This is a genomic window from Bacillus sp. RSS_NA_20, from assembly GCF_020165915.1.
GTDB classification, from domain to species: domain Bacteria; phylum Bacillota; class Bacilli; order Bacillales; family Bacillaceae; genus Bacillus; species Bacillus altitudinis.
Window position 1 is genome coordinate 41,233 of the sequence record NZ_JAIUKW010000003.1, and the last position, 18,499, is coordinate 59,731.

At 40.9% G+C, this 18,499-nt stretch carries 18 protein-coding genes and 1 other annotated feature; of the genes, 2 read left to right on the plus strand and 16 right to left on the minus strand.

Annotated elements, in window-relative coordinates:
* Window positions 1–34: 34 nt before the first annotated feature.
* From LCD32_RS00415 to LCD32_RS00440, 6 genes are all read right to left on the minus strand, one after another.
* The gene (locus LCD32_RS00415) at window positions 35–322 is read right to left on the minus strand and encodes a hypothetical protein (protein ID WP_025207152.1); all 288 of its coding nucleotides are present in this window, start codon (window positions 320–322) and stop codon (window positions 35–37) included.
* 105 nt (window positions 323–427) lie between these two features.
* Window positions 428–1,345 (minus strand): ABC transporter ATP-binding protein, encoded by a 918-nt coding sequence (locus LCD32_RS00420; RefSeq protein ID WP_007499016.1) that lies wholly within the window; start codon window positions 1,343–1,345, stop codon window positions 428–430.
* 1 nt (window position 1,346) lies between these two features.
* Entirely contained in the window at window positions 1,347–2,426 is a 1,080-nt protein-coding gene (locus tag LCD32_RS00425; RefSeq protein WP_007499018.1) for an ABC transporter ATP-binding protein, read from the minus strand.
* A gap of 12 nt (window positions 2,427–2,438) precedes the next feature.
* A complete protein-coding gene (locus tag LCD32_RS00430) occupies window positions 2,439–3,356 on the minus strand; it encodes an ABC transporter permease (protein ID WP_007499020.1) in 918 nt (305 codons plus the stop codon).
* Between the two features lie 3 nt (window positions 3,357–3,359).
* A complete protein-coding gene (locus tag LCD32_RS00435) occupies window positions 3,360–4,304 on the minus strand; it encodes an ABC transporter permease (protein WP_007499022.1) in 945 nt (314 codons plus the stop codon).
* Between the two features lie 116 nt (window positions 4,305–4,420).
* Entirely contained in the window at window positions 4,421–6,058 is a 1,638-nt protein-coding gene (locus LCD32_RS00440) for a peptide ABC transporter substrate-binding protein (protein WP_007499024.1), read from the minus strand.
* Window positions 6,059–6,540: 482 nt separating this feature from the next.
* Window positions 6,541–6,759, plus strand: a binding site (T-box leader).
* Window positions 6,760–6,812: 53 nt separating this feature from the next.
* Between LCD32_RS00440 and trpS the strand changes: the two genes are divergently transcribed.
* Window positions 6,813–7,808, plus strand: coding sequence for a tryptophan--tRNA ligase (trpS, locus tag LCD32_RS00445; protein WP_206114275.1), 996 nt, complete (start codon window positions 6,813–6,815; stop codon window positions 7,806–7,808).
* Between the two features lie 35 nt (window positions 7,809–7,843).
* On the opposite strand, the gene LCD32_RS00450 is transcribed toward trpS, so the two are convergent.
* The 9 genes from LCD32_RS00450 to LCD32_RS00490 form a co-directional block, all read right to left on the minus strand.
* Complete coding sequence (locus LCD32_RS00450) at window positions 7,844–8,596, minus strand: YjbA family protein (protein WP_008348490.1); 753 nt, start codon at window positions 8,594–8,596, stop codon at window positions 7,844–7,846.
* A 165-nt stretch (window positions 8,597–8,761) separates the two neighbouring features.
* Window positions 8,762–9,661, minus strand: coding sequence for an oligopeptide ABC transporter permease (gene opp4C, locus LCD32_RS00455; RefSeq protein WP_008348491.1), 900 nt, complete (start codon window positions 9,659–9,661; stop codon window positions 8,762–8,764).
* Window positions 9,662–9,694: 33 nt separating this feature from the next.
* A complete protein-coding gene (locus LCD32_RS00460) occupies window positions 9,695–10,645 on the minus strand; it encodes an ABC transporter permease (RefSeq protein WP_224562539.1) in 951 nt (316 codons plus the stop codon).
* Window positions 10,646–10,722: 77 nt separating this feature from the next.
* Complete coding sequence (locus tag LCD32_RS00465) at window positions 10,723–12,357, minus strand: peptide-binding protein (protein WP_224562542.1); 1,635 nt, start codon at window positions 12,355–12,357, stop codon at window positions 10,723–10,725.
* An 85-nt stretch (window positions 12,358–12,442) separates the two neighbouring features.
* Window positions 12,443–13,438, minus strand: a complete 996-nt coding sequence (locus LCD32_RS00470) for an ABC transporter ATP-binding protein (RefSeq protein WP_029575386.1) — start codon at window positions 13,436–13,438, stop codon at window positions 12,443–12,445.
* A gap of 23 nt (window positions 13,439–13,461) precedes the next feature.
* Window positions 13,462–14,442, minus strand: coding sequence for an ABC transporter ATP-binding protein (locus LCD32_RS00475; protein WP_017367010.1), 981 nt, complete (start codon window positions 14,440–14,442; stop codon window positions 13,462–13,464).
* A gap of 173 nt (window positions 14,443–14,615) precedes the next feature.
* A complete protein-coding gene (locus LCD32_RS00480; RefSeq protein WP_060780965.1) occupies window positions 14,616–15,407 on the minus strand; it encodes a DUF2268 domain-containing protein in 792 nt (263 codons plus the stop codon).
* A 77-nt stretch (window positions 15,408–15,484) separates the two neighbouring features.
* Complete coding sequence (gene fabF / locus LCD32_RS00485) at window positions 15,485–16,726, minus strand: beta-ketoacyl-ACP synthase II (RefSeq protein WP_008348501.1); 1,242 nt, start codon at window positions 16,724–16,726, stop codon at window positions 15,485–15,487.
* 21 nt (window positions 16,727–16,747) lie between these two features.
* Entirely contained in the window at window positions 16,748–17,686 is a 939-nt protein-coding gene (locus LCD32_RS00490; protein ID WP_008348504.1) for a beta-ketoacyl-ACP synthase III, read from the minus strand.
* A gap of 169 nt (window positions 17,687–17,855) precedes the next feature.
* On the opposite strand from LCD32_RS00490, the gene LCD32_RS00495 reads away from it, so the two are divergent.
* Window positions 17,856–18,089 (plus strand): hypothetical protein, encoded by a 234-nt coding sequence (locus LCD32_RS00495; RefSeq protein WP_008348506.1) that lies wholly within the window; start codon window positions 17,856–17,858, stop codon window positions 18,087–18,089.
* Window positions 18,090–18,291: 202 nt separating this feature from the next.
* Here LCD32_RS00495 and LCD32_RS00500 read toward each other — a convergent pair whose 3' ends face one another.
* Window positions 18,292–18,489, minus strand: coding sequence for a ComZ family protein (locus LCD32_RS00500; RefSeq protein WP_008348507.1), 198 nt, complete (start codon window positions 18,487–18,489; stop codon window positions 18,292–18,294).
* Between the last annotated feature and the right edge of the window lie 10 nt (window positions 18,490–18,499).

An 18,499-nucleotide genomic window follows, 5' to 3' on the forward strand; every position in this document is an offset into this window, starting at 1 on the left:
GTTTCACTTTTTTTCAAGAGAAAACAAAAAAGTTTTATATCGAACGATTCATGAGCATTTGAAAGCAAGCAAACAAAAGAAGTGTCATGGCGATCTGAAACATGATGAAATAAAGGTACTTCATACGCCGGACTTCTTCCTTCTGTTTATTCGTGCGCCGATACACAGCAAATTCAACCGAAAACGAAATGATGCAAATGAGCACTAAAAATGCGATCATCCACTTTCCTCCATTTGGTTCCGTTAAAAAAGATATTGAAAAAAGCATCGTGACGATAAAAAAGTGAAGACATGAATAGCGAAACGTCTTCCATAACAACATTTGATTTCCTCCTGGTTTACTCATTTTACATAAAAATTACCATCAACTTGTTTTTTTGTAAAATAAAAAAAGAAGCACTGATATCACAGTGCTTCTTCTCTATTCTTATTGTTTTGCTTTGATCTCTTTGAACTCTTCCTCAGTACAGCTGACAAAGTGGCCTGGCTTCACTTCACGAAATTCCGTATTTGTTCCTTTATGAACAGATGGATCGTATTTAATCCGTTTGCGGTTACGTTCATAATCAGGATCTGGAAGCGGAATCGCAGATAGTAATGATTTTGTATATGGATGAAGCGGGTTTTCATATAATTCATTCGCTGGTGCCAGCTCAACCAATTTCCCAAAATACATCACACCGATACGATCGCTGATATATTTGACCATGGAAAGGTCATGGGCAATGAATAAATACGTTAAGCCCTTTTCTTCTTGCAGTTCTTTCATTAAGTTGACGACCTGCGCTTGGATCGACACATCTAGTGCAGAGATTGGCTCATCGGCAATAATGAAATCCGGCTCAACAGCTAACGCACGAGCAATCCCAATACGCTGCCTTTGACCGCCTGAGAATTCATGCGGGTATCTATTCGCATGCTCTTTATTCAAGCCAACCGTTTCAAGTAATTGATATACTCGCTCTTTACGTGCTTGTTTTGTTTTCGCAAGGCCATGAATGTCAATACCTTCTGCAATGATATCAAGCACTGTCATTCTAGGGTTAAGTGAAGCATACGGATCTTGGAAAATCATCTGCATTTGGCGGTTAAATTCAAGCATTTTTTGTCTTGATTTCTTTCCGTGTACGCTTTCTCCCTTATAGAGAACTTCGCCATCTGTCGCATCATAAAGTCTTATGATCGAACGGCCAGTTGTCGACTTTCCACATCCAGATTCACCTACAAGTCCAAGTGTTTCACCTTTATAAATATCAAATGAGACACCATCAACTGCTTTTACAGTTCCTCTTGCTGTATGGAAATGCTGCTTTAAATTTTTAATTTCTAACAGTTTTTCTGCCATGCTATTCACCCTCTTTTACTAATACAGGTTTTTCGTAGCTACCTTCTAGTTCACGCATTCTCGCCTTTACGGAAGCAGGCGGTTCAACTTTAGGGGCATTCGGATGAAGTAGCCATGATTTCACATAATGCGTATCTGATACTTTGAACATTGGTGGTTCTTGTTCAAAGTCAATTTTCATTGCATAATCGCTCCGGAGTGCAAATGCATCTCCTTTCGGCGGGTTTGTTAAATCTGGTGGTGTTCCTGGAATCGCCGTTAGTTTCCCTTCAGCTCCTCCATCTGTGTCTAGGCTTGGCATAGATGCTAAAAGTCCCCATGTATATGGATGTTTCGGATTGTAGAAAATTTCATCAACAGTCCCTGTCTCCACGATCTGTCCAGCATACATAACGGCTACACGATCAGCAACATTGGCCACAACACCTAGATCATGGGTAATAAAGATAATAGATGTTTCGACTTTTTGCTGAATTTCTTTCATTAATTCTAAGATTTGCGCCTGAATGGTTACATCAAGTGCAGTCGTTGGCTCATCAGCAATCAATAGCTTTGGATCGGCTGCAAGTGCCATCGCGATGACAACCCTTTGTCTCATCCCGCCACTAAATTCATGTGGATATTGTTTGATTCTTTTTTCAGGCATTGGAATCCCAACAAGCTCTAAAAGTTCAATGGCTCTTTTTTCAGCCGCTTCTTTTGAGATTTGTTCATGCTTGAAAAGTACTTCTGTAATTTGTTTCCCGACCTTCATGGTTGGGTTCAAAGAAGTCATCGGATCTTGGAAGATCATTGAAATGTCTTTTCCTCGAATGGTTTGCATTTGCTTTTCCGTTTTCTTGACAATATCCTGCCCATCAAATAAAATCTCTCCGCGCTTGAAATAACCTGGCGGCATCGGGATTAATCTCATGATGGCCTGTGATGTTACACTTTTACCAGAACCAGATTCACCTACAATAGCAAGTGTCTCGCCTTTATTTAAGTGGAAGTTCACACCACGAATGGCTTGAACCTCTCCACCATATGTTTTAAATGAGATTGCAAGGTCTTTCACCTCTAGAATACGTTCACGTTCCATCCTAATCACTCCTTATTTACGCAACTTCGGATCTAAAGCGTCTCTTAGTCCGTCTCCAACCACGTTAAAACCAAACATTGTAATACAGATAAATGCGGCTGGGAACCATAATCTCCATGGATAATACGTCATGGCCGGAATTCCGTCAGAAGCCATTGTTCCCCAGCTAGCTAATGGAGCCGGTACACCAAGCCCTAGATAGCTTAAGAATGCTTCTGTGAAAATAGCAGAAGGAATCGTTAATGTCATTGTGACAAGAATTGGTCCCATTGAGTTTGGAATCAAGTGTTTAAATAAAAGTCTAGATGTTTTTGCACCTAATGTTTGTGCTGCAAGAACGTATTCTTGGCTCTTCAATTGTAAAACTTGCCCTCGAACGATACGTGCCATGTTAATCCAGCCTACGACTGTCATAGCAAGGATAATCGTTAATAATCCTTTTGGCAGAACCACCATCATTAAAATAACCATTAATAGTGTTGGAATTGCCCATAAAACGTCTGCGATACGCATCATCACTTCATCTGTACGGCCGCCTTTGAACGCAGCAATACTTCCCCAGATGATCCCGATGATTACGTCAAGAAGCGCTGCAGCAAGACCGATGAAGATTGAAATTCTTGCCCCTACCCATGTACGAACAAACATATCTCGACCTAAATCATCTGTACCAAACCAATGCTCTTTTGATGGTGGCTGATCTGCGTTTAGCAAATCTGTCGTCGAATAATCATATTTCGAAAATACTGGAACGAAAATGGCCAGAATCACAATAATGAAAATGATTGCGAGTCCAACCATTGCAAGTTTATTTGCACGGAAGCGAAGCATGGCATCCTTCCATAAAGATAGACTAGGTTTAGAAATTTTTTCAGATTCTGCTGCGTCAGCTGTCGCAGGCACAAATAAATCTTTTCTCATCTCTTCCATGTGTTAGACCCCTTTCTTCGCCTTCGTCAGTTTAATTCTAGGATCAATAATTCCGTAGAGGACGTCAACAACTAGAATACTGACTAATAGAATAATACTGTAGAAGACTGTGACACCCATGATGACGGTGTAATCACGGTTTGTAATGCTTGTAACAAAGTGAGAGCCTAGACCAGGAATACCAAAAATCTTCTCCACGACAAAACTACCTGTCAACACTGAAGCTGCCATTGGTCCCATGTATGTGATAACAGGTAACAATGCGTTTCGAATGGCGTGTTTGATCGTCACAGCTGATTTTGTTAATCCTTTTGCTCTAGCCGTTCTAATGTAGTCACTATTTAATACTTCAAGCATACTTGACCGTGCAAGTCTAGCGATAAATGCCATTGGCATGAAGGAAAGTGCAATAGAAGGTAGTACGGTGCTTGCCCAAGACTCCCATCCTGCAACTGGGAAGATCGCTAAAAAGCTTGCCTCAGATGCAAATACATATTGTAATAGCGCCGCTAAGATGAAACTTGGAACTGAGATTCCAAAGATCGTTAAAATGGCAATCGTATAGTCTTGCCACTTGTTATGATAGAGCGCTGCAAGGACCCCAAACAATACACCAAATGCTAATGCGAGGAGAATTGCCTCAATTCCGAGGGTAAAGGAAACGGGGAATCCAGAACTGATTAAATCATTAACAGTTTGTCCTTTATATTTAAATGAGGGACCAAAATCTAATTTTGCAACTGAACCTAGGTAGCTCACGTATTGAACAAATAAGGGTTTGTCCAACCCGTAGTGCTCGTTTAGGTTTGCTTCAATTTCAGCAGGAAGTTTCTTCTCTCCAGAGAATGGACCACCAGGTGCTGCCTGCATGAGAAAGAAAGTTGCAGTTACAATAACAAACAGTGTGATTAAAATATATATTAATCGCTTACCGATATATTTAAGCAACGGAATTGCACCTCCATGATTTTACAACAATTTCTCTAATCAGCAAGAAAGGTATATGGAGAGACATCCTCCATATACCTTAAGATCCTTGCCGTAGATCTCTTACACTATAACTCTTACTTTTCGAAATGTGCCCATTTGTATTGAACATCACCAAGTCCAGATACAACCACACCTTTAAGTTTTGGATCTTGTACCCAAAGTTGAGTGTAGAAGTAAATAGGCGCTACAGGCATATCGTCGATGATGATTTTTTCTGCTTTTTTCAGCATTTCTTCACGCTTTGTTTTGTCTGTTTCTTTTGCAGAATCATTCAATAATTGTTTGTACTCTTTGCTTTCCCATCCAGTGTCATTGTTTCCACCGTCTTTATCTTTGTAAAGCTCAAGGAAGTTCACTGGATCGTTGAAGTCACCTAACCAGCCCATACGTCCGATTTGGTAGTCTCCACTGTGGATTTTATCGATGTATACGTTCCACTCAGAGTTATCAAGTTCAACGTTAACACCTAAATCTTTTTTCCACATTTCTTGAATTGCTTGTGCAATCTTTTGGTGGCCTTCATCTGTGTTGTAAGACAATTTCAGTGTTGGAAGATCAGAAACTGACTTATAACCTAATTCTTTCGCACCTTTTTCAAGAAGTTCTTTAGCAGTCGCTACATCATGATCTTTGAAGTAACCAGTTTTGTTATCCGTGAATCCTTCCATTGTTGGAGGAACGATTGCCATCGCTGGAACTTGTTCACCTTGCGTAATTTTGTCAACGATCGCTTGACGGTTGATTGAGTATGCAAGGGCTTTACGGATGTTCGCATTGTTTAAAGGTTTTACTTTTGTATTGAATTTGTAGTTATAGATACCAGCGATCGTTTGAATTTCAAGACCGCCTTCTTTTTTCAACGTTTTTAAAGACTCAGTTGGAAGGCTTCCAGTTGGAGAACCAGCCCAGTCAAGTTCGCCTTTTTTGAACATGCTAAGTTCAGTGTTTGTATCTTTGATCATAGACATGTTAATCTTTTTCAATTTCACAGTGTCTTTATCCCAGTATTCATTGTTCTTTTCAAGTGTGATAGAACCGCCATGCTTCCATTTAGAAAGAACAAATGGTCCGTTAGATACGTAGTTTTCACCAGCATTTGTGTACCAGTTTTTATTCTTTTCAGCCACTTTTTTGTTGACTGGCATATACGTATAGAATGCAGTTAGTTCAGTAAAGAACGGTGTTGGGTTCTCTAGCTCAACTACAAGCGTTTTGTCGTCTTTTGCTTTAATGCCAACATCAGAAACTTTTGCTTCCCCTTTGTTAGCAGCTTCAGCACCTTTAATATAATAAAGCTGGTAAGCATATTGAGATTCATTTTTAGGATCTAATGCCCATTTCCAAGCATATTCGAAGTCTTGTGCTGTGACAGGGTCACCATTAGACCATTTTGCATCACGAAGTGTGAATGTATAAGTTTTACCATCATCACTTGTTTTGATATCAGAAGCCATTGCGTTTTCTGGCTTACCTTCAGCGTTAATTCTTGTTAATCCCTCAAAAGTCTGACGGATGACACTTCCTGAAGTTGAATCATTTGCCAATCCCGGATGTAGAGAAAAAGGCTCAGTGGAGATATTCACATTTAATGTTGTTTTAGCCTCTCCAGAACTGCTCGTGCTGTCGCCTGATTTGTTTCCGCTGAAACCACAAGCGCTTAATACAAGTGTGAAAATAAGCATTAAAGTAACAACAGACCAACGCTTTTTCAACTGTATTCCCCCTTATAATATGTTTTTAGTTCAAAGGTCTCGATAGAAGATGAGATTCAGATTTAAGAAATAGCGTAAAAAAGTCCCTGAATAGCTTACTTTCTATTTCTTTTGTTTTTTCTGAATTTTCACTATGTAAAGAGCCTAGCACAAACGTGTGAACAAATTCATTATAATGAATAGAATAATTTATTGCAATATCAATTTCACATATTTTTAAAAAACGTAAATGGGGATAAAGATTGATTTTTATAAACTAAAGTCTCAATCACTTCAACAAATTAAAGCGTAAATTGATTAAAATAATTTAACAAATTCAGCAGGAATAATGTTTTATACATATAATTAATCATCCTTTTTTAAAAAATTCTGACAGATAGTTACTATTTTATCTAAAATTTTAAGTGTCAAACGACATGATGAGAAGGTCACAAATAGGCTTCGTGACATTTTCATGGTCATCCTTTATAATAGATAGACATACTGTTGCAATGAAAAAGAAGAGTACATATATTCACCATTTACAGAGAGTCTGCGGTTGGTGCAAGCAGATAATGGCATGTATGGAATGGGCTTTGGAGCAGCTAACCGAACACTTGACAGAGTTAGTAGGCTTAGACGGAGCAGTCTCCGATATCAACGTCTTGAGTGATTTCGTATTGAAATAACAAGGGTGGTACCACGGTTCATTCGTCCCTTTTCTGTTGAAAAGTGACGGGTGGGCCTTTTTATATTGAAGAAAAGAGGTTTTAGTATGACAAAAAAGACGATTTTCTCAGGCATTCAGCCTAGCGGTTCTGTGACATTGGGGAACTACATTGGAGCGATGAAGCAATTTGTCGATCTTCAGCATGATTACAACGGCTACTTTTGTGTGGTCGATCAGCATGCCATTACGGTGAGTCAGGATCGTTTAGCCCTTCGACAAAATATTAGAAGCTTAGCCGCTCTTTATTTGGCAGTGGGACTTGATCCAGAGAAGGCAACATTGTTTATCCAATCAGAGGTACCTGCCCACGCCCAGGCAGGATGGATGCTACAATGTGTCGCTTATATTGGGGAATTAGAAAGAATGACTCAATTTAAGGACAAATCTGCTGGTAAGGAAGCGGTCGTTTCAGGACTATTAACGTATCCGCCATTAATGGCTGGCGATATTTTGTTATACGGTACGGACTTAGTTCCTGTAGGAGAAGATCAAAAGCAACATCTTGAATTAACGAGAACGCTTGCTGAACGCTTTAACCGAAAGTACAATGACATCTTCACTGTACCTGAAGTCAAAATTCCAAAAGAAGGCGCTCGGATTATGTCTTTAACTGACCCAACGAAAAAGATGAGCAAATCTGATCCGAACCAAAAATCCTTCATTACCTTATTAGATGAGCCAAAACAGCTTGAAAAGAAAATCAAAAGTGCTGTGACTGATTCAGAAGGCATCGTCAAATATGACAAAGAAAGCAAACCTGGAATTGCCAACTTGCTGACGATTTATTCTGTATTAGGGAACGTATCGATTGCAGAGCTTGAACAAAAATACGAAGGCAAAGGTTATGGTGAATTTAAGGGAGATCTTGCGAACGTTGTCGTGGATGCTTTAAAACCGATTCAAGATCGCTATTATGAACTCATTGAGTCAGATGAGCTTGACCGCATTTTAGATGAAGGTGCTGAAAAGGCTAACCGTGCGGCAAACAAAATGCTGAAAAAAATGGAGAATGCGATGGGTCTTGGCCGGAAACGCAAATAAAACAAGCTTGCAGCATATTCAGCTGCAAGCTTTTTCTAATTCACTTTTGATTCGTTTTCCATTTCCCAAAGTTTTTCAAAAAATGGCTGTCCTTTAATCATTTTTTCACAAAAGGCTAAATGGTTTTCTGACCATCCATCAATGGTTTCGTTATAAAGCATGTTCCAAATTTCCTCGAAAGACATTCGTTTGATCTGGTTGTACATGCGCGGATTCCATTCTGTATACCAATAGGCAATTTCTGCCCGATTTTGAAGCCCCTTTAGTTGATCTAGCGCCATAAACATCAGCTGCTTCAGCTGTCTTTCTTTTCTCGTTAATCCGCTGATATGCTGCGGTGGTAATGATAGGATGTGATATTCTTTCGTCGATTCAAGGCTATCTGTTGTGAATTCATACTCCTCTGCCTTCACATCTTTCACCATTTCATACACCAATTGCTCCTGTCTTGGAATCAATCGGCTCTTTCTCACAGGGATGGAATAACCAATCGTATCCACAGCGATGATTCTAATCCCGTCCGTGACCACAAAGCAATACTCTAATTTACGGCGTTCATGATTTTTTCGAATATATGATTTCTCAAATACAGACTCTAGCAGCGTCTTCGGCAGCTCTGATAGATCATTCTCTATGTAATCAAACAAAGGACTCTGCACCTTGAGTAAAGGTACTTGATCTAACAGCTCCACGCTGTCCTCCTTGCGCCACTCATGAAAATGGCACACATTATAGCCATTCTCTTCCCCTTCAAACCAATTCACCCATACGTCATGAAGAAATAACATAACCAATCCCTCACTTTTTAAAAACTGTTGTCCACAGTATGGGCAAGGGATAGAGAAATTATTCCAACTTTATTAAAACTTCTCCCTGATGGAAGGACGGCTTTATTTCCTAGGAAAAGGAGAACGTCTCGCAGAGTCCTTTCACGATTTTCTATAAGCAGAACCTTATTTTAGCTTTTTAGGATCAAGGGCATCTCTCAGTCCATCACCTAAGAAGTTAAAGCATAAAACGGTAAGTAGAATCAGTAAACCTGGGAACAGTGGATACCACCATGCTTGCACCATAATGGAGAAATTTTGTGCATCTTGAAGCATGTTTCCCCAGCTCGCCGTTGGAGGCTGGATGCCGAACCCTAGATAGCTAAGTGTCGACTCAGCTAAAATAACAGAACCGACTTTTAATGTAGCAGACACAATAATAGGGCCGATACAGTTCGGTAAAATATGCGAAAAGATGATGACATGGTTTTTCGTTCCGATCGTTCTTGCTGCGAGTACGAATTCTCTTGTGCGAAGTGACAAGAATTCACTGCGGATCAGCCTGGCGGTTGTTGTCCAGCCAGTCAGCGCAAAGATTAAAATCAATTTATCAATACCCGGTTTAAAAATTGTCACTAGCGTGATCAAGAGAAAAATATCTGGAATAGACAATACCACATCCACCATTCTCATGAGCACAGAATCGACAAAGCCTTTAAAGTATCCCGCTACCGCCCCAATGACGGTACCAATGGTGATGGCTCCGACTACTGAGACAAAGCCAACTAATAGAGACACCCTCGCTCCGTATAGCACCCTTGAAAAAATATCTCGGCCAAACTTGTCGGTTCCCATAAAATGCTCTGCACTTGGAGGCTGTAGCCGTTTCAATAAGTCTTGCTGTTCCGGTGCGTAAGGTGCGATCACCGGGGCGAAAATAGCGGAAAAGATAATGACCAATAAAATAGCGGAGCCGGCAACCGCCAATTTATTTTTGAAAAATTTCTCGCAAAATAAACGAAGCATCGTCTCTGGTTTTGGCGGAAGGCCTTCTTTTAATTTGAGATCAACAGGAGGTGTTCCCATATTAGGTTGTGCCAATTGTGCTTCAGCTCCCTTCTAATATTCAATACGCGGATCAACGATCGCATAGAGAATATCCGCTATTAAGTTTCCAACGACCACGAGCACAGCAGAAATAACAGTCATCGCCATAATGACGGGATAATCTCTTGAAAAAGCAGAATCGATAAACAGCTTCCCAAGCCCTGGCCATGTGAAGATTTGTTCCACCACGACTGCGCCGCCAATAAAGGATGGAATCATGAGTCCAAAGATCGTAATAACAGGCATCAGACCGTTTCTCAATCCATGTTTGAAGATGACTTTGTTCTCTCTAAAACCTTTCGCTCGCGCCGTACGAATGTAATCCTGCCACATCACATCGAGCATACTTGACCTTGTATAACGTGTAAGGCCGGCCATATCAGCCGTTGCTAAAACAAAGGCAGGTAAAATAATATGATGAAGCCGGTCAAATAGATTAAAATCTGCATTTAAGGTAGAGACACCCCCGGTCGGAAACCATCCTAAATTCACTGATAACACCATTATAAGGATCAAACCAAACCAGAAATTCGGAATAGCCAGTCCGATAAATGATGTAACCGTAATACCATAGTCAAGTTTTGTATACGGACGTTTTGCTGAAAGAACACCAAATGGGATGGCAATGATCAGGGCAACTAATGTAGAAAAGATCATGAGGATGAGGGTATTTGGCAGCCGGGCAAAAATCAAATCAGCCACGGGCGTTCCTTTTTTTACGATGGATGTGCCAAAGTCACCTTGAAGCATATTACCGAGCCATTTCATATATTGCACATATTCAGGATCGTTCAAGCCGTACTTATCAATAAAGGCTTCCCGGTCTGCGGCACTAATGGTTGGGTCCATCATGAGTGACATCGGATCGCCTGGTGCTGCTTTCATAATCGCAAAGGACAAAATCGTAATACCAAACAAAATCGGGATAGAAAGAAGTGTCCTTCTAATGATATATGTAACCATGTGCACAACTCCTTTTTCATCGGATGGCCATACTATGATGAAAAAAGGGGAGACACCTCCCCTTCTTCACTTGCAGACTACTGTTCAATCCACCATTTTTCGATTTTGTAATATTCATCTTTCGGGTGGTAAGAGTAGCCTTGTAGATTAGATGGCATCGCGCGATGTGAGTTGGCATAATAAAGGAAAGTATACGGCTGGTCTTCTGCAATCAGCTCATAAATTTTTTCATACGCCTTTGAATACTCTTTTCGATCACTCAAGTTTTTGGCATCAACTAGCAGTTTATCGACTTCTTCATTTTTATACCAAATGTTATTTAAGCCTTTTTCAGACTGACTTGAATGGAAAATGCTGTATTGGTCAGGGAATGTCGCTAAGCTCCAGCCGAGTAATAACGCATCATAATCCCATTTTGGCGGAGTTGTTTGTTCGATTAATGCACTGAACTCCACAATTTGCGGTTTTGCTTCGATGCCAATTTCTTTGAGCTGCTGCTGGACAACGACAGCAATATCTTCACGGACTTTGTTTCCTTGGTTCGTCTTCAAAACGAAGGAGAACTTCTTACCGTCTTTATCAAGATAACCGTCTCCATCTGTATCCTCCCAGCCCTCTTCCTTCAGCATCTTTTTCGCTTTTTCTTGATCAAATTCAAATACTGGGACATTTTCATTTTTAGGGTAGTTCCATGACAGCGGGCTTTCTGGGATGTTGGCTACTTTCCCGTCTCCATCTAACACTTGATCGACAATTGTTTGACGGTCAATGGCATGGGTAAGCGCTTGGCGGACTTTTTTGCTTTTGAACAGTTCGTTTTTCTGATTCCAGCCAATATATGAATAATTAAGCCCTAGATCAGATTCGATTTTGATGTTACTTACTTTTTCAGCTGTTTGCAGTTCTGCTCCAGGCACTGCAAAGAAATCAATATCACCTGCGGATAGCTGCGCCATGGCTGCATTTTGATCAGGAATCGTTTTAATGGTGACTGTATCAAGGTATGGGCGTCCATCCCAATAATCATCAAAAGCTTCTAGTTTGACATAGTCCCCTTCTTTCCACTCGGCAAATTTAAATGGGCCGGAGCCGATTGGATTTTTTCGGTTAAATTCATTTTCGCCAAGATCCTTTATAGGGACATCACCTAAAATATGCTTTGGTAAAATGCCATAGCTTCCTAGCGTGACATTATAAAAATATGGATCTTTTTTATTCAGCTTAAATTCGACCGAATAGTCCCCTGTTTTTTTGACAGACTCTAATACTTCAAAGCCTGATCCACGCTCACCATTGTAATCCTTATTGATCGGAATGCTGTATGTAAACACAACATCATCAGCCGTCAGTTCTTCTCCATCATGAAACTTCACGCCTTTTCTAATGGTCACATCAAACTGTTTGCCGTCATCGGATTCTTTAATATCTTCTGCCAACGCCAGCTGTGGGTTTAGCTTTCCATCTGTTTGCAGCAAAAAGCTATAGATTCTTTCTTCAATATCAGAACTTGCCACGTCTGTTGAGTAAAGTGAGTTAAATAATGTAGGCTCTGCAATCGAACCAATGACAAGATCGCCGCCTTGTACAGGTTTACCTGTGGATTTCTTTTCACTCTCTCCAGACGTTTTATTTCCACCAGAACAAGCAGCAAGGATCAATGTAAAGATCAGCAGCAAACTGACCAAAATGGACTTTGTCTTTCTATCTTTCATAGACAATTCCCCCTATCTTTTTTAAAAAATGATGACAGAAGCCCGTTTCATCCCCCCTCTCAAAGATGAGATCATACAAGCGTGATCAAGCGTCGTAGAGGTGGCAGGCCACAAAGTGGTTCGTTTTTAACTCTTGAAATTGTGGTACTTTTTCTTTACAAACTTCTTTCGCATGTGGACATCTTGTATGAAATACACAACCTTTTGGCGGATTTGCAGGGCTTGGTAAATCCCCTTGCAGCATAATCCGTTCCCTTTTCACCTGACCTTTTTTACGGGTGACTGGAACGGAAGATAAAAGCGCCTGCGTATACGGATGAAGCGGATCATCGTACAGGCTATGCTTATCCGCCAGTTCCATCATTTTGCCAAGATACATGACGCCCACTCGATCACTAATGTGGCGGACCACACTGAGATCGTGAGAGATAAAGAGATAGGTGAGGTCAAACTCTTCTTGTAGCTCTTCCATCAAATTGATGACCTGCGCCTGAATGGAGACGTCAAGCGCTGAAACAGGCTCATCTGCTATGATCATTTCAGGATTCATGGCAAGTGCACGAGCGATACCGATCCGCTGCCTTTGTCCACCGGAAAATTCGTGCGGGTATCGATTCGCAAAACTTGGGTGAAGACCGACTTTGGATAAAAGCTGTTCTACTTTTTCATTTCTTTCTTTTAAGGAATATAAGTGATGTGTTTTGTAGGGTTCTTTGATGATACTTCGAAGTGTTTTTCTAGGGTTGAGTGATGCAAAGGGATCTTGAAAAACCATTTGGATGTTTTTCCTTGTTGATTGTCTTAGTTTTGATTCAGATACATGAGAGATATCTTGCCCTTTAAATAGAATTTGTCCTTCTGTTGGTTCATATAAACGAATCATCGTCCGTCCTAATGTGGATTTACCGCATCCAGACTCTCCAACGATGCCTAACGTTTCGCCTTTATAAATGTTTAAGTCGATGCCGTCAACCGCTTTGACTGCTCCTACTTTCTTTTGCAGCACGCCAGCTTTAATCGGAAAGTGTTTTCGTATATTTTTTAATTCCAGGATGGTTTCTTTCTCAGATCGATCTGTCATGTATGGTTGATTTTCAGCAAGTGTCATGTTTGGCTTGCCTCCTCATATAAGAAACACCTGACGCTTCTACCATTTTCATAGGTTGTCAGTTTGGGCAATTCACCTATGCATCGTTCCATGGCTTTCGGGCATCTAGGCGCAAAACGGCATCCTGCGGGAAGCTGATCTGGCGCAGGGACATTTCCTTTTATCGCTGTTAATGGCTGAATGTCTCCGTCAATGACCGGAATGGATTCAAGCAGTCCTTCTGTGTATGGGTGAAGCGGCTGATCAAACAACTCTTCAACGGTTCCATTTTCAACAACCTGTCCGCAGTACATGACAATGACGCGGTCTGCTACTTCCGACACAACACCTAAATCGTGCGTAATGAGAAGTATAGATGTACCAAAGGTCGAACATAAATCTTTCATTAAGGTCAGCACCTGGGCTTGTATGGTCACATCAAGAGCAGTAGTCGGCTCATCCGCAATGAGGAGCTTCGGATCACAGCTTAGCGCAATGGCGATCATGACTCGTTGACGCATACCGCCGGATAAACGGTGCGGGTAATCTTTGATGATTTGTTCTGGCCTGGAAAAGCCTACAAGCTTTAGCAAGTCAATCGCTTTTTTGGTCGCTTCTTTTTTTGAAAGTTTTTTGTGGTAAATGAGGATTTCTGTTATTTGTTCCCCGATGGTTAAGACGGGATTAAGTGAGGTCATGGGTTCCTGAAAGATCATGGATACATCATTACCGCGAATACTGCACAATTCCTTTTCACTATATGTAACAAGGTCTTTTCCATCAAGCTTAATGGAACCATCCATAATCTTCCCACCAGTCCCATTAATCAGACCCATGATGGATAAAGACGTAATACTTTTACCAGACCCAGACTCACCGACTAATGCGACTGTTTCCCCTTTTTTGATACTAAAATCAACGCCATCAACAGCAGGTATTGGTTCCTTTTTTCGAAAAAAATAGGTTTTTAAGTTTTGCACTTCAAGCAGTGTGCTCATGCATTCGCCCCTTTCTCCATAGATCAAATGAACCGAATCGAAAAATTCCGTCTTTTTAGAATAAAAAGAATTATCAAAATTTATATTTGTATATTATTACATCAGCATGACGAAATCAAGAAGTATTTAGTAAAATTGTAATATGTCACTTTTTTTGTGAATGATTGTCTTTATCATTCTATCGCCTTTAAAAACGTTTCCGCTGGCTCCGCAATCATAGACTCCTCGCTGATTCGGTGCTCATCGAAATACTTTTTCACGATATAAAATCCAGTGGCATAGCCAAGCATTTTGGGGTAGTTCCCTTTTCCATAAAGGAGATTCTGTATCAGCCTTTCGTCGTCCTGCACTTTCTGATAAAGGTGACTGGATACCCATTTCTTGTACATGCGCTGCAGCTGCGATTCGTCATATAAAGTCGTCCACTTTGCTGTATAGCTTTCTCCATATCTATGATACACAGCATATTCAGCGAGCCCCTCCATCATGATTGTATCAAGGAATGTAAAATCTTTTTCTTCTTTCGTGAGAAAATGCAACCTGCATACATGGTGATATTCATGCGTCAGCAACGTACCGATTCGCTCCTTCGGTGTATGCGGGGATAAAAAAAGAAAGATTTTGTCATCAAATGCCATGCCGGATTGAAAGTAAAATTGTTCTCTGATCTCTTTGCTGCTCTCATTAACAGGCAAAATAAAGACAGGGACATCAGGACCTCCCCACTTTTTTTGCAGCGCTTTGTATTCTTTCATCACAAGCTTGAAATACCCTTTTTCTTTGAGCTTGTCGATCATTTCCTGGCAGGCGTTCCATGATCGAACCATTCCGTGATGTTGTAAATGGGCGAGAATAGATGATCCTTCTTTTTTCTCCGCTCCTTTAAAATAAGGGACAAAACGTGCCGCCAGCTCCTGAAATGATGATGATTGTTGGATGAGATATTGTGTATTGATCAGACCCATACCGCTGAACACCTCCATTTTCATCATATGCAAAAAGGCGGCGATCTGTTTATAGATCGCCACCTTCTTAAGACATATTACGCTTCGTATTTTTTGAAGATAATTGTCGCATTGTGCCCGCCAAAACCAAGTGAGTTGCTCAAAGCCACTTGTACTTCTTTTGAACGTGCTTCATTTGCTACATAATCAAGATCACATTCTTCATCTGGTGTTTCAAGGTTAATCGTTGGCGGAATGACACTGTCTTTAATCGCCAGAACAGAGAAAATCGCTTCTACTCCGCCTGCTGCGCCAAGTAAATGACCTGTCATTGATTTTGTCGAGCTGATCGCAAGCTGATTCGCATGCTCTCCGAACACTTCTTTAATCGCCATTGTTTCAAACTTATCATTATACGGTGTGCTTGTTCCGTGGGCATTGATATAATCAATTTCTTCCACTGTTAAACCTGCATCACGAATGGCTTCTTTCATTGCACGTACGCCGCCTTCTCCGTTTGGAGCAGGTGCTGTGATATGGTATGCATCTCCAGTTGAGCCGTAGCCAACGATTTCTGCATAAATGGTCGCACCACGTTTTAACGCATGCTCTAATTCTTCAAGAACAACAATTCCCGCTCCCTCACCCATAACAAATCCGTCACGGTTTTTATCAAATGGACGACTTGCTGTATCTGGATCAGGATTTGTCGAAAGGGCTTTGTTTGCACAGAAACCAGCAAACGACATTTTCGTTAATGGTGCTTCTGTACCACCTGTAATCATCGCATCTGCATCTCCGCGCTGAATGACTTTAAAGGCATCACCAATGGAGTTTGTTCCTGTCGCACATGCTGTTACAGTACAAGAGTTAACCCCTTTTGCGCCAAGTGCAATTGAAATTTGGCCTGTTGCCATGTCTGGAATCATCATTGGAACGAAGAACGGGCTTACGCGTCTTGCTCCTTTATTCGAATACACTTCGAATTGCTCTTCGAATGTTTCAAGTCCGCCAATACCAGATCCAACCCATACCCCAACACGAGGTGCGTTTTCATCTGTAATTTCGAGGCGTGAATCTTCTAAAGCCTTTTGAGCAGCAACGACTGCATATTGTGTGAAGCGTGCCATCTTTCTCGCTTCTTTTTTCTCCATGTAATCTTCGATGTTAAAATCTTTTAGTTCTGCTGCTACTTTTGCTGTATATTCACTTGAATCAACACGTGTGATCGGGCCAACACCTGATACACCTGCTACAGCATTTTTCCATGTTGTCTCTACATCGTTGCCAAGAGGTGTCAAAGCACCTAATCCTGTAACAACTACTCGTTTCTTATCCATTAATTTGTGCACCCCACTCTTTTATCGGCCCCATCGCATAGCGATTGCGCCCCACGTTAATCCTCCACCAAAACCAACCATTACAATCACATCGCCGTCATGAATTTTTCCGGCTTCGATTTCTTCACATAGTGAAATTGGAATGGATGCTGCTGATGTGTTTCCATATTTATGGACTGTTTTCGACATTTTTTCAACTGGCAGCTCTAAGCGTTCGCGTGCTGCTTCCATAATGCGAATGTTTGCTTGATGCGGAATCAAAAAGTCTACGTCTTCTTTTGATAGTCCAGCTTTTTCTATCACGTTTACGCTTGACTCGCCCATTTGTCTCACAGCAAATTTAAATACTTCTCTTCCATTCATGATTGTATGATCTTTTTCATCTAAGTACAAGTGCTTCCCGCCGCTTCCATCGGCTCCAAGCTCAAATGATAGAATTCCCTTGCCTTCGCTGACTGTTCCTAGTACAGCAGCCCCTGCTCCATCTCCAAACAAAACAGCTGTGTTGCGGTCATCCCAGTCGGTAATGCGAGAAAGCTTTTCTACACCAACGACAAGCACGTGTTTGTAAGTGCCTGATTCGATAAATTGTTTTCCAGTAACAAGCCCATACATAAAGCCAGCGCAGGCAGCGCTAATATCCATTGCACATGCTTTATGTGCACCGAGCTGCTCTTGAATCATACAAGCGACTGTCGGAAATGCTTGATCTGGCGTAACTGTCGCTACAAGAATCATATCAATATCTTCTGCAGCCACATCTGCGTCAGCTAATGCTTTTTTTGCAGCAGCAAGCGCCATATGAGATGTATTGACATCATCAGATGCAATTCTTCTTTCTTCTATACCTGTTCTAGTACGAATCCACTCGTCAGAAGTTTCAACCATTTTTTCTAAATCACGATTTGTTAATACTTTTTCAGGTATATAGCGGCCAAGGCCAATAATTCCAGCATTCATTGAATAAGACTCCTTTTACTCATACGAGCATGTGATATTGTGATCTTATATTAGTATCTGGTACTAATTTTACCTTATTTTTTTCTCCTTGGCAATACAAACGTCTAACCTTTCCTCTCACTTTTTTCATAGATTAATGATATACCAATAGTAGAAAGGAACATGTGATATGGCGCAAAAGGATATTTTCTCAGCAATGATGTTTGGTCAGCCGCTTGAAAAGGAGAAAAGCAAGACAGAAAAAAAGGAGGAGCGTGCAGAGACTTCTTCAAGTGATGACTCCATTGACTACATGCATGTCATGAATCAAATTGGAAACATTATGAACTCCATCGATGAGCTGAAGCCTGTGTTTAAAGATGTTGGTCCTATGATTAGTGCCTTCAAGAAAAAATTATCATAAAAAAAAGCCACTATTCTGTGGCTTTTTTTGATTGTTGACAAAGGGCTAAAATATTTTAGCCCTTTGTCTTCTTCTCAGCGTGATAGAAAACCTTTGCAGTCTAGGATGGACGAGCACTGGAGCGGAGCGAATTTGTCATTCGTGAGCACCAGCGCGCAGGACTGACAAAGAATGCGAGGGTTTGTCTACACGCTGAAAGCCACTATTCTGTGGCTTTTTCTGATGCTGCATCTGCTTTTCCAAGCTCATATGCCTCTTGCATGACAGATGTAAACAAAGAGAGAAGCGGCTGAAGTGCTTGTGGATCAAGCTGAATCCCTGCTTTATCTAATTCTTCTTTTGCTTGTGGAAAATACTTCATCGCAATTTGTAAAAACTCCATCGATTTTTCGTGTTGCATGTTCAACGTC